13 protein-coding genes are annotated in these 11,610 nt (G+C 67.2%); 7 read left to right on the top strand and 6 right to left on the bottom strand.

Features of this window, described 5'->3' with window-relative positions; genetic code table 11:
- Positions 1-140 precede the first annotated feature (140 nt).
- Positions 141-656, bottom strand: coding sequence for a DUF2231 domain-containing protein (locus tag OG878_RS12005; protein ID WP_328886784.1), 516 nt, complete (start codon positions 654-656; stop codon positions 141-143).
- 358 nt (positions 657-1,014) lie between these two features.
- Positions 1,015-1,236 (bottom strand): hypothetical protein, encoded by a 222-nt coding sequence (locus tag OG878_RS12000; RefSeq protein WP_328886783.1) that lies wholly within the window; start codon positions 1,234-1,236, stop codon positions 1,015-1,017.
- 33 nt (positions 1,237-1,269) lie between these two features.
- Between OG878_RS12000 and OG878_RS11995 the strand changes: the two genes are divergently transcribed.
- Positions 1,270-1,509 carry a hypothetical protein gene (locus OG878_RS11995; RefSeq protein ID WP_328886782.1) on the top strand — a complete coding sequence of 80 codons (240 nt, stop codon included), beginning with the start codon at positions 1,270-1,272 and terminating at the stop codon, positions 1,507-1,509.
- Positions 1,510-2,030: 521 nt separating this feature from the next.
- Here the strand turns inward: OG878_RS11995 and OG878_RS11990 are convergent.
- Entirely contained in the window at positions 2,031-2,462 is a 432-nt protein-coding gene (locus OG878_RS11990; RefSeq protein WP_328886781.1) for a DUF6281 family protein, read from the bottom strand.
- Between the two features lie 437 nt (positions 2,463-2,899).
- Between OG878_RS11990 and cutA the strand changes: the two genes are divergently transcribed.
- Complete coding sequence (gene cutA / locus OG878_RS11985; protein WP_328886780.1) at positions 2,900-3,220, top strand: divalent-cation tolerance protein CutA; 321 nt, start codon at positions 2,900-2,902, stop codon at positions 3,218-3,220.
- Here cutA and OG878_RS11980 read toward each other — a convergent pair.
- Positions 3,217-3,945 carry an XRE family transcriptional regulator gene (locus OG878_RS11980; RefSeq protein WP_328886779.1) on the bottom strand — a complete coding sequence of 243 codons (729 nt, stop codon included), beginning with the start codon at positions 3,943-3,945 and terminating at the stop codon, positions 3,217-3,219. The genes cutA and OG878_RS11980 overlap by 4 nt on opposite strands.
- Positions 3,946-4,412: 467 nt before the next feature.
- Positions 4,413-5,351, bottom strand: coding sequence for a phosphotransferase family protein (locus OG878_RS11975; RefSeq protein WP_328886778.1), 939 nt, complete (start codon positions 5,349-5,351; stop codon positions 4,413-4,415).
- Between the two features lie 461 nt (positions 5,352-5,812).
- On the opposite strand from OG878_RS11975, the gene OG878_RS11970 reads away from it, so the two are divergent.
- The 5 genes from OG878_RS11970 to OG878_RS11950 all read left to right on the top strand — a co-directional run bounded on the left by OG878_RS11970 (position 5,813) and on the right by OG878_RS11950 (position 10,220).
- The gene (locus tag OG878_RS11970) at positions 5,813-6,148 is read left to right on the top strand and encodes a pentapeptide repeat-containing protein (RefSeq protein WP_328886777.1); all 336 of its coding nucleotides are present in this window, start codon (positions 5,813-5,815) and stop codon (positions 6,146-6,148) included.
- A 525-nt stretch (positions 6,149-6,673) separates the two neighbouring features.
- Complete coding sequence (locus OG878_RS11965) at positions 6,674-7,399, top strand: class I SAM-dependent methyltransferase (RefSeq protein ID WP_328886776.1); 726 nt, start codon at positions 6,674-6,676, stop codon at positions 7,397-7,399.
- 837 nt (positions 7,400-8,236) lie between these two features.
- Positions 8,237-8,620 (top strand): VOC family protein, encoded by a 384-nt coding sequence (locus OG878_RS11960; protein ID WP_328886775.1) that lies wholly within the window; start codon positions 8,237-8,239, stop codon positions 8,618-8,620.
- Between the two features lie 146 nt (positions 8,621-8,766).
- On the top strand, positions 8,767-9,318 hold the full coding sequence (locus OG878_RS11955; protein WP_328886774.1) for a hypothetical protein: 552 nt from the start codon (positions 8,767-8,769) through the stop codon (positions 9,316-9,318).
- A 728-nt stretch (positions 9,319-10,046) separates the two neighbouring features.
- Positions 10,047-10,220: a hypothetical protein gene (locus OG878_RS11950; protein WP_158711388.1), complete on the top strand. Its 174-nt coding sequence runs from the start codon at positions 10,047-10,049 to the stop codon at positions 10,218-10,220.
- Between the two features lie 242 nt (positions 10,221-10,462).
- Here the strand turns inward: OG878_RS11950 and OG878_RS11945 are convergent, their stop codons facing one another.
- Entirely contained in the window at positions 10,463-11,473 is a 1,011-nt protein-coding gene (locus tag OG878_RS11945; protein WP_328886773.1) for a PP2C family protein-serine/threonine phosphatase, read from the bottom strand.
- Between the last annotated feature and the right edge of the window lie 137 nt (positions 11,474-11,610).

Raw genomic sequence — 11,610 nt, 5'->3', positions numbered from 1 at the left:
GTGAGCCGAGCAGTGGTGCTCGGGCACGTCCTGGACCTCCTGCTTTTGGTGCTCAATGCGCATCAGGCAGAAGGGCTGGATGTCGTGTGGTTGTCAACGAGCGCGGTCCCCGGGCTGGGGTGCGTCCCGACGGATGCCGGTCAGTCACGGTTGGGGTGCGCGGTGGAGGAGTAGGCGTCGTGCCAGGCGGCTTTGGCACCGGACTCGCCGATTCGGTACACCTGTACGCCCGCGCCGACTCCGACGACGAGGGACAGCACCGCTGCGGTGATGCGCAGCGGGATGGCCACCGTGCTGGTGGATCCCCCCGCTTTGGGGGTGCGGTGGGCGGCGCGGCGGTAGGACCACCACACCGCCGTGGCCACCAGGAAGAGTGCGACGACCCAGGGAAGGAGTTCGTCGCCGAGTTCGGTGTGCTTGCGGACCAGTGCGTTGCTGTCCACGTGCCGCTCCAGCCACTCGCCGGCGTTTGTCGTCAACGGCACGCTGATCAGGGACACCAGGGCGAGGGCTGGGAGTGCAAGTCCGAACCGGCGCATGACCGAGGGGAGGGCGGCGCACAGGATCAGAGCGAGAGCAGTGAGGGGTACCAGGATCACGACGAAGTGCACGAGCAAGACGTGCGCGGGAATGCCGTTGATCAGGTCGAGTCCCACAGCGGGGCTCCTTCGGGGTTGGTGTTCAACGCTGGACAGGGAACAAGTAGAGCTTCTACGGCGCCTTCGGTGGCGAAGCCGCGGCCGTGACCGGGAATGAGTCCGTGCCCTGTCTCATGATCCATATCGCCGAAATTCTGGGGTTCGCCATTCCTGGCCGTCGGGCAGAACCGCGAGTGCTTCGTAGCCGTCCAGTGTTTCCACCCAGCCCTGTGCCCCGTCGCCTCCGGCGAATGCAGCGGTGGCGTAGGTGTCGGTGAGCGTCAGGCGGGGCCCGACGAGGGTGAGTGAGGCGAACGCGGCGGCGGGTGTGCCGCTGTGTGGGTCCGACCTCAGGAGCGGAGGGTGTGAAGCGTGCTCACGTGGAGTAGAGGGTGTCGATGTTCTCGTGGAGCTGGTTAGCCATAGGCGGTGCCTCGTAGGTAGTGGTCACGACCTCGATGCAGCAGCCAGTGTCGGCCGTGGCCGCGGTGTCCATGGCCTGGTCGAGTTCGGCGATGGTGGTGACACGTGCGGTGTACCAGCCGTCGCAGCCCAAAGCCTCCGGCAGGTCTGCGTACCGCACATTCGGTGGGGACACCAGGCCGGTGAATCAGTAGACAAGAAGGTACTGATGGTTATCGCGCTCGTTCTATGGCTACTTCTGCCCGTCGCCTGGGCGGCGCTGCCCTGGCTGCCTCCGAACCGGACGTTCGGCTGCTTCATGGCAGCGGCGCAGCTGATGGTGTCCGTGGCGGCCCTCTCCGTCGGCGTGCCAGCGGAGAATCTGCCGGCATGGTTCCTCATTCCGGGGCTGGTCTCCTCCGTGGCGCGACTGGCGTCCGTGCCTTTGATGTGCCCGAGGAAGGGATGAGCGACGCCGTCGGCGTGGATCTCGACCGGAGGAGAATCCGAGCTGCGACCCCCGCCTTAGGAGCCAGGTTGGGCGATCACTGCGTTGACCTGCGGGTTCACTGCCTTCGCCGGGTGCCTGGGGGTGCTCCGCCGCTCGCCCCGATTCCCCGCTGCTCCCCCTGGGATCTGGCACGAATGTGGCACGGCCGCTGTCCCTCTCGCTGCGGCTTCACCACTGCCCTTACCCGCCACTCACCCCAGCTCCCATCCCGTCCGCCGTCGACCCACACACCGTGGAGCGGGCGTGGTTCCTGGCGTCCAGGTGGAGCGCGCTACTGTACGAACGACTGTGACGCCAGGGGCCGCGACTGCTCGGCTCCGCCTGGGTCGATGGCGTGCGCGGGATGGGAGTACCCCGCGCACGCCACTACGGACCCGCAGTCGGAAGCGGCGCCCTCTCCATCCCGGTGTCGGTCGATCCTCCGCCGGAGGCACTGTCTTGACCGCAGCCCACGTTCAGCGGTGATCGCCTCATGGCCGCTAGCCTCGTGTCAGGGCCTTGACCTCCGGAGGCAGGCTGCCACCGGGTTGGACGGCGAGCAGCATGACCTCGTCCGAGGTGTATCGCACCGCGATGGCGATACGTGGATTCAAGCCGTCGACGGCATAGGCCGTGGTCGGTTCGGGCCCTGCGGCATCGTCGTTGTGGCCCGGTGTGTCATGGCAGGGCGGGAACTCGGCGGGGCCGAGTGCTTTGCCTACGGTGAAGTCGACGTTGGCCAGCTGCGTATAGGTGCGGCCCCCGTACATGGCAGCGATGGTGCATGACCCTCCGGCCTCCCCGCCACCGCTCTGCGCTGAACAGGCGGTCGTCAGCGCGGCCACGACCATGATCATGCCCAAGTGCAACGGCAGCCGCCGCGACCGCGTCGACATGTCGGCGTCGCGTCGGCGCGAAATTCTAATTCGCATCAGTGGGCTCCTTCTGGAGCGTGCGCGCTCCGTCTCACCGGGTGCCGCGTAACCCGTGGGGAGTTCGGACCCCAGGCGCGTCTCCCGATCAATTCATGAACATGACGGAGCGCGGGGCGAACTGGTTCATTCCGCTTTCGGTGACTCGCCCTTCTCACCTGATCCAAACGAGAGACCCTAGCTGGCTGCTCGCCGCGACTCGGACGCGCCTCGCCCGAGCAGCGCTGGGCGAGGCGAACACAACAGGGTCCCTGCGCAGGTCAGTCGGCGTCAGGCTCGGAGTGCCTCACACCCCGCTTCAGTTCCCGCTCGACGGCGTAGCGGTTCCGTTGCTTCGGCGTGGGCGGTGATCGCCGCCTGCACGCGGGCTGCGGTCTCCACCGTCAATCGGTTCTCTCGCTGCTCGGCCCAGGCCGCGCGCTCCAGCACCCGGCTACATGACTGAATACGTGCAGGTATCCACGGCCACGGAGACGAAGCAGCAAGCAATCGACCTCGCGGGTCCGGCTGTCCAGCAGCGGCTCGCCGCCGGTGCGCAGATCATCGGGCCGGTCACCAGCGCGTTCTGGCACCTGGGCGAGTTCGGCACAGGCGAGGAGTGGCAGCTCCTTCTCAAGACGACGACAGACCGCTACGCGGAGTTGGAGGCGCACCTTCTTGAGCATCACCCGTGGGACAACCCGGAGGTGTGTGCCGTACCGATCGCCTTGGGGTCCGAGGGGTGCAAGAAGTGGATTGCTGGAGCTGTAGCTCCCTAACCGGCGGCGTGTTCCAGGAGGTCCCGGACGACGGAGAGGTCCGCGTGGGGGCGTAGCTGGTCGAGCAGTGGGGTGATGCGCTGTCGGGGCCTGATGGAGGCGACGCCTGTTGAGAGTTCGAGCGCGCGGCCGGTCGTCACGGCCGCCTGCTCGATCTCGCCGGCAGTGAGGTAGGCGTTGGCGAGCCGGGAGAGGTAGAGCGCTTTGTCGCGTGCGTGGTCGTCGGAGTACCGGTTGAGGGCGTCGGTGAGGACGGGCACGGCGCGGAGAGGACGACGGAGCTCGGTCCAGCAGCGGCCCGTCATGATGTCGAGCTCAGTGTCGTCGACCCAGGCGGACCAGTCGGGCTGAGGTTCGTCGTCCTGTGCGTCGGCAAGGGCCTTGCGTGCGGCGGTGAGGGCCACGTCGGTGCCGGCAGGCTGGTTGCCGACGGCGCAGGCCCAGGCGAGCCGCTCGTAGAGGAGGGCGCGGACGGAGGACGGCGTCCTGGCGGTGATCGTGGCGCAGGAGTCCTCTGCGAACGTAATGGCGGTGCGCCGGTCGTCCGCGATGGTGTTGTAGGCGAGGAAGGCAAGGCTGTTGCCGTAGAGGTCGGTGTCCTGTGTGTCGCGCGCGAAGTCGCGGCTCTCCTCGTAGAGGGATTCGGCGTCGCGTGTGCGACCGCCGTCGAACGCGGCCCCTCCGATGGACAGTCCCGGCGGGCTCTGCGTCCCGCAGGCGGTCACTCAGTTGGTGATGACCGGCCGGTACCAGCGGGCGGCGGCAGAGCGGACAGCCGGTGAGTGAGGCCCGCGTCGTCCGCCGCTGGAAGGAGTACGGCAGGGCAGGACCAAGCTCGCGCTCGCGAACATCTCCGGCGCCATGATGATCCATGCCACCGTCCCCAGTGGACTCGGCCTGCTGTTCACCAAGTGGCACTGCGACGGCGCCCTGCTGTGGTCAGGGCTCATCACCATGGCCGCGACCGCCTACCTGTTGCTGACCATGCGGGCTCACCCCGGCCCGCCTCGCCGTCGCGGCAGGCTTCTACGTGGTCTTCGCGATCGGCCTGATCCCGATCCTGTCCTGACCTGCTCCTGCTGTGCCAGGTGCCCACGCCCGCTCCGATCTGCGGGTGCTGGCACTGAGGCACGCCTGGTTTTGTGCTTGACCGGCCGTGCGGCCGCCGGTCGGGTTGTGCCTGACGTGCATCTCAGCGTTGCGTAGGGACACGCGACGTCGAGGATCTCTGGGCCTCGTCGGTGTGGTTCAGCAGGATCAGTACGCGCTCATGGAGCGTGCTCACGTTCCGAATGCCCGGGAGAAGGTTTCGACGATGGACGAAGACGGCTAGGTCAAGGACGACGTGGGCGAAGCAGTAGGCCAGAGCGCCGGGGCCGGCGACCCGCGCGCCGGCGGCGCAGAGCATCTGCAGTGCCTCAGGGGTGATGTCGTGGGCGCTCAGAAGCGTTGCGTAGTCGAAGGCCCTGGTGCCGCTGCCCAGTGCTTCCATGTCGATGACAGCGCTGACACGATCTGCGTGGAAGAGGATGTTGCCAGGGCGGAAGTCGCCGTGGACCAGGTCGCCGGTGGGCAAAGTGACAGTCCCATGGGCAGCGAGAAGCCGTTCGCAGGCATTGACGAGGTCACGCCCAGTTGGGCCGGTCTCGGCCGCCTGCTGCCACAGGTCCTCACGTCGGTCGGTCAGGCGGTCTGTCACGTACTGCGACCAGCACCTGTCCGGGTCGGGATCGAGGCCCGCGTGCGTCTCCAGGAGGTCAATCAGCAACTGGGCCTCCCTTGCCGCCACTTGTCTCGGGCTGCGACCGCCTGCAAACTCCTGGATCTGGTATCCAAAGCCTTCTGTGCTCGTGCCGACGGCGAGCCAGGCGGGCGTCGGATACCCGGCAGAGCGGATCTTTGCGACCCCCTCAGCGGCATGCTCGATCTGACGAGCCCGGACGCGGGCGGAACTCCATTTCAGTACTGCTCGTCGGCCGGTGTCGTCGGTCAGGAGCCAGGCTCCTGACTGCACTCCGTCGTCGAATCGGTGATTCAGCTGGAACTGGGTGCCATGCGCGTGGTTGGCCTCCCTCAGCACAGTCTCGGCAGTGTGAGTATCAGCTCGGTCAGACATGTTGCTCTGGGGCATGAAGGATCTCCTGGGTAAGGCAAACGAGCCGCGGTCGGATACCGACGGCGGCGGAGCGAATGCTTCGACCGCCGGTCAGGCCGACGGCATGGGAGATCAAGCCACCTACAGCACGTTACTGAGACTTGATACTGCGCAGCAACGACATTTGCGCCTCGTCTGCCGGGCGGACAACACAAGCGCCATCACGGCCGCGCCTCACGCGTGCATGTCGGCTTCGGCCTGGGCGATCAAGTGCCTGAGCTGACCGCAGTCGCGTGTCACCCGCTGCCGCCCGACATCACCGCCCCAGATGGCGCACTCTCCCGGCTCTCCGGAGCCGTGTGCGGTCTCCACGCGCCGACGTTGAACTCCCTCACCAGGCCTGCGCGCCGCTTCTGCACATCCCTTCTGGGCGGCTGACGCCGGCGCCCGCAATTTGCCCACGACAGCCGTCTGCCAGGGCTGACACGATGTCCGCCATGGGCAAAGTAGTGACGGTCAAGGAAGACCTCGCGTCCCGCCGTCGGTATGCGGCGCTCCAACGGGAATCCTTCGACGGTGGTGATCTCGCATCGGTGCGCCTGCAGCAGTTGTGGTTCACGCGGTGCTCGTTTCGCGGGGCTGATCTGCGTCAAGCCACCCTGGACGGCTGCCGCTTCAAGCTGTGCGATCTTCGCGGGGCCAACCTGAGCGGCGCCTCCTTGCGAGAGGTCTCCCTGGCGGGCTGCGATCTGACCGGAGCCGACCTCCGGGGGGCGGACCTGACCAGTGCGCAATTGGGCCAGGTCCTCACAGGCACCCCGCCCTATGGCTGACCCATGCCACTGGCATCAAGTTGGACAATGCCGTCCTCCGCGACCTTCAGCTTGACCAGGTCATCGGCTGGCCCATCACCGGATAATCGGCCGATGTCCGAGGTCTGCCGTGAGCGGTCATGAAGATCCTGATCACCGGCGGCAGCACCACACCGTGATCCACCACTCGATTGATCTTTGAAGACGGACCCTGGTCCGCTCCCTATCGGACTGCACGGTTGTCCTGGACGAGTTCGTGGATGTGCCGGCGCGCTCTCAATGACTCCCGCCCGCGATCGTTTCGCCGATCGGTCGCGAGCGGGTTCCCGAGGTGCAAGCGCCGGCAACGGCCGCGAATGCAAGATCACCTGCCGAGGGCCGCGCGAACGCTCAGGATCTGCTCCCTGGATCCCGAGGACGGTACGACCTCCGGAACCGGGACGCCCCGGGAAGAGACGCAGCCGGCCTCCTGGACGATCGATTCCAGGGAGCCGTTGACAACTCCGTGGTCCGCTGCGGAGGTTGTCGAGTAGCGTCCGGGTTTTGATGACCGAGACCTGGAACACGATCGCCGACTGGTACGCCGAGCGTCTGCGGACCGGCTCCGCCCTGCACGAGTTCAGCCGTGACATCCTCCTCGGCTGCTTGCCCGATGAGCTGTCCGGTCAGCGTGTTCTCGATCTCGGATGCGGTGAGGGGATCATCACCCGCGCCCTGGCCACCCGCAGTGCACGGGTTCTGGGCATCGATCCGTCCCCGCGCATGATCGAGCACGCGCGGGCCGTTGAGGAGAATCTGCCGACCGGGGCGCGCTACGCGGTCGACGACGGATGCACCCTGGCCACGGTGGCCACCGACTCCGTCGACTGGGTGACCGCCGGTCTGTCCATCAACAACGTGCCCGACCTTGATGCCGCGCTCGCGACCGCGCGACGTGTCCTGGTTCCTGGCGGGCGTCTGATCTTCACCATCCCGCACCCCTGCTTCGAAGCACCGCATGCGTTCTGGACGGATGCCGCGCGAGGTCGCCCGCGCCGCGTGGTGGGCGACTACCACGCCGAGGGATTCTGGCGTTCGGGCAATCCCCAAGGCGTGCGCCGAGCCGGCAACCAGCACCGAATGCTGTCCACCTACCTGACCGCCCTGGTCGCGCACGGGTTTCTGATCGAAGCGGCCGCAGAACCGACGCCGGACGCCCAGGTCACCGCCGAACAACCGCAGCGTGCCGACCTGCCACCGTTCTTCGTCGTGCGCGCGGGCAGCAGGAAGTGACGCACATCGGCGTTGCCCGGCCAGGCGTCGCCGGCCCAAGTGGACCTCGATCAGCCGCACGGCCATCTCATGATGTGACTGGGAAGCAAGTTGCATCGGGGTAAGCCCATCTCGTGAAGGACGCTCAGGGTCGCCTCCGTAGGCGAGAAGGATTGCGGTCGCAGCGGCGTGCAAAGGCTCTCCGCTCTGTACCGCACCGTCTGCTTCGCTGTCGGTTGCCAAGAGCAAGGCTGTCCGGCCGCCGTAATCGTCGAACTCATCCGGATCAGCTCCAGGATCCAGGAGTCGCGTCAGCTTTTCGAGGTCGCCCATCTCCACTGCCAGATGCACAGCAGGCATCTCACAGGGTTCACCTGCGGGAATCGTCACACCCCTGATCCAGGCAGCCCCCGCGGCGCCTGTCAGTCCCGACTGCTAAAACACCTACATGACACACAGGTTGGGACTGCTGCACGGCCTGTGTCTCTGTCGGACCCAGCAACCAGGCCGGCCAAGCACCCGCCACGGACAGCGCGACCAGCGTCCACGACACCCCTGCCCAGCCCATCAGGCTCGGGTGCACCCGCCACACTGCGACCACATCCCCACCCTGCTCGCTCACGGGCTCATTGTGTCGCTGACCAACCGCAGAGACACCGCCCTGTCGGCCCCAGGTCGAGAACACCCCCAATGTCGGGAGCAGTTGGTGCGGATGCTCGCCAGGCCCCGCGGTGTGATCGCTGCCTGGTCCCGGCCGCGCTGGACGGTGGGTCTGTTGCGAAAGCGCTGATTGCGATGGTCGTTTGATGACTGCGATCCGCCCAACCGCGGTGCTGGCGGCCTCGGTTAGGGTTAAGCATGAGATCGAGAACCAGTGGCATGTGGTGGGGAACCGCGATCGAAGCGCCGGACCCGGGGGCCCTGGCCCGCTTCTACGCGCAGCTGCTGGACTGGTCCATCGTGCACGAGGAGCCGGGGACGGCCGTCGTCGCTCCGCCGCAGGGATCTGTCTATATCGTCTTTCAGCAGGCCGTCGGGTATCGACCGCCCACGTGGCCGCCAACTGATGGTGAGCAGCGCACGATGATGCACTTCGACTTCCAGGTGGGTGACCTGGACGAGGCGGCTACCGAGGCCGTCGCCATGGGAGCGTCGCTGGCGCCGGTTCAGCCCCAGGAGAACGTTCGCGTGCTTTTCGACCCAGCCGGTCACCCCTTCTGCCTGTGCCGCGACGACGGGTAGCGGCGGTTGTGAATGTGCTGGTGACCGCCATTCGTTGATGGAATCAACCGCCTCAAGCGCCACCGGACCGCCGCCACCAGGCGTGACAGACTCGCCGTCCGCTACGAGGCGACCGTGCTGATCGCACCACCGGCGGGTGGCTCGCGGTGACGGCGACGTTCGCCGTCACCGCGTTGGTCGCCCGCAGGCTGTTGCTGCCGGACCGCCCACGGTTCTCCGGCGGCGCGATGTTCGGGTGGGTGGCTCTGTACGGGACGCTCGCGGTCGTCACCGCCATCACGCTCGCCGGCATCGGTCTGTACGCCGGCCTCGGATACGAGCCTCCGCGGCTGAGCACGGAACGGGTCGCCGGGACGTGGTCCGACGGGAAGGGCGGAACGCTCATCCTCACCTCGGACGGCAAGGCCACGGCTACCCGGGTCGAGACGTTCGACTTGGACGATTCCTTCGACACCGTGGTGCAGAAGTGCAGCGGCGCCGGAACCTGGGAGTACGACCCGGGTGCCGGACCGTGGTCACAGGAGGTCGATCTGTCCGTCGACGACTGCTCCATGGACACCTGGTCGGTATTCGGGACCCCCGAGCACCCGAAACTGTTCGTCTGCGTCGGCGACCCCGACAGCTGGGATCTCTACATCCTGCAACGCCGCGACCGGGGCGTATCTTTTCGGATCGCGCCGGGCCAGCCTGTGTCGTGACACCACGGACACCTTGTCCGCGGTGTCACGACATGCGGTAGGCGCCGAGCCGGCAGTCGAGTTGCGCTCGGAACTCAAGACGGGGGACAGCAGCCAGCATCGTCTTACCTTTCGGGAGGTGCGCCCTCGGCGTCGGCCCCGAGGTCGGTCCACAGGGTCCGAGCATCGCCCCAGCGCAAACACGCGACGTCTGCTCCGGCGCCGGCAGTCATGGAGGCCACGCCGCCTCTGTGTCGCTGAAGAGTGTGTCGGGCGAGGCAAGGAGCACGGTACGAAGCCCTGCGTCCATCCACGCTGGATCGACCGGTACGCCCACCACGTGTTCGTTCCATTGGCGCAAAGGACTCCGCGCACAAGGTACCCATGTGGGAGGTGACGCGGCGCTTCCGCCCGTGGCGCTGCACTCCATCCAGCGCGCGGTAGAGCAACTCTGGGCGGGAACTGCCTCGCGGCCGAGGGGTCCTGGAGAGATCGACAGGGACAGCACGCCAATGGTTGGGCGGCCGCTCCTCCCGGGCCCGCGTGCAGCCCCGTGGGGTTGACCAACGTCAAGGCGGTGTCGGCCGGGCGGGCGATACGTCCCCCATTCGGCCCCGCAGTGGTTGCTGGTGCGCGTAGTTGGAGGTGGGCTGTCACTGCGCCTGGCGATAGTCGCCGGCGCCAGGAGGGGCCCCGCCGAATCGGCGGGATCAGCCTCCCATCGACCCACACGAGACTTGGAGATTTCCATGCCGTACCGCAAGGGACAGCACGTCGAGTACCGCGACCAGCAGGACGAGCTTCAGCGCGGCGAGATCCGGAGCGCTGAGGGCAGCGGGGCGCAGGCTCGCTACGCCGTCCAGAACGAGGCGACCATGCGCGAAGACAAGGTCAGCGAGCACCAGATCGAGCGGGAGCTGTAGTAGCGGCCCAACCGACGCGGCCGCCGTTGCACCGAACCACGGTGCAACGGCGGCTACTCGTGTTTCACGCGGCCGCCGTTTCCGGATCCGAGCCACCTTGTGCTGGTGCTTGCCGAGGTCCGGCCGGGGCCGAGCTCTTGGCCATCGGCACCGCCGTCACCGCCGTCGTTGAAACGGCGACGCCCCCATAGGTTGGAGCGCCACCGGCGTAGGTTGGAGCGCCACCGGCGAGCGCCAGTCGGTCATGCGTTGTCCGGTGTACGGGCGATGGCCAGCAGCGCCATGTCATCGGTTCTCCGGCCACCGGTGTGCCGGTGCACGTCGGCAAGCAGGGCGTCAAGAAGGGCACCTGGGCCGGGATACCGATGTCCCGCGAACCTGCCGACAGGGTCGTAGAAGGTGCCCGTCTCGTCCCGCGCTTCGGTGAGTCCATCGGTGTAGAGCAGCAGACTCGCCCCTTCGGGGAACGCCACCGTGTCGACGCACTTGGGGCCGGCACCGAGGGCAGCCAGGCCCAGAGGCAGACCTGGCCGACCGGGCTCGACGTACTGCGCTGTGTCTCCCAGGAACAGCAGAGGCGCCGGATGCCCGCGATTGACCAACCGGAATTCGTTCCCGCGCCGCGGGAATTCCGCAAACACGCCTGTGATGAACCCTTCGAGCTCAATCAGGCTCCCCGACTGCCGGGCATCGAGGGTGACGGCCCGCTCCAGTCGTTCCACGAGGCCGGTCAGGCTGGGCTCCTGCAGGGCTGCCTCTCGAAACGTCCCGACGCAGATCGCGACCACCCTGACCGCTTCCATCCCCTTGCCACGCACATCGCCGATCACGCAGCGCACGCCGAATGGGGTGTCGACCACCGCGTAGAGGTCCCCGCCGATCTGCGCATCCGTCTGAGCAGCCTCGTAGCGTGCGGCGAAGCGCAGCGGACCGATTCTCTCCGGTGGGTGCGGCAGAACGGCACGCTGAGCAGCGGCGGCAATATAGCGCACGGACTGCAGCTGCATTTCTCGGTGGCACAAGAGGCGATTCAGGAAGGCCGCGATCCCGGTCACTGTCGCAACCATGCCCAGCTCGCTGAACTCGATCGGACTCCGGCGATAGCCGAAATACCGGAACATGGCCCAGTCGAGGAGGAACGCACTCACGCCGGTGAGGATGGTCCCGCGCAGGGACAACAGGGGGGCGGCCGCCAGGATCGCAGCCGCGTAGAGGGCCGCAGCGCTGACATTGCGCGCCGTGGCGAGGTCCATCGACACAGCGAAGACAAGCAGGACGGCGGGCAGCAGGTGGGTCCGGCCTCCCACCCACTTCCACACTCCCCGCCTTGCCACGTGTTGCTCCCGACCTTGACTGGGCTCCTGGCCAGCTCAGGCTAAGGCCTGTCCCG

Source organism: Streptomyces sp. NBC_00316, assembly GCF_036158715.1.
Lineage (GTDB): Bacteria > Actinomycetota > Actinomycetes > Streptomycetales > Streptomycetaceae > Streptomyces.
The sequence above is the reverse complement of the archived record's forward strand: the minus strand, read 5'-3'. Positions and strand labels throughout refer to the sequence as shown.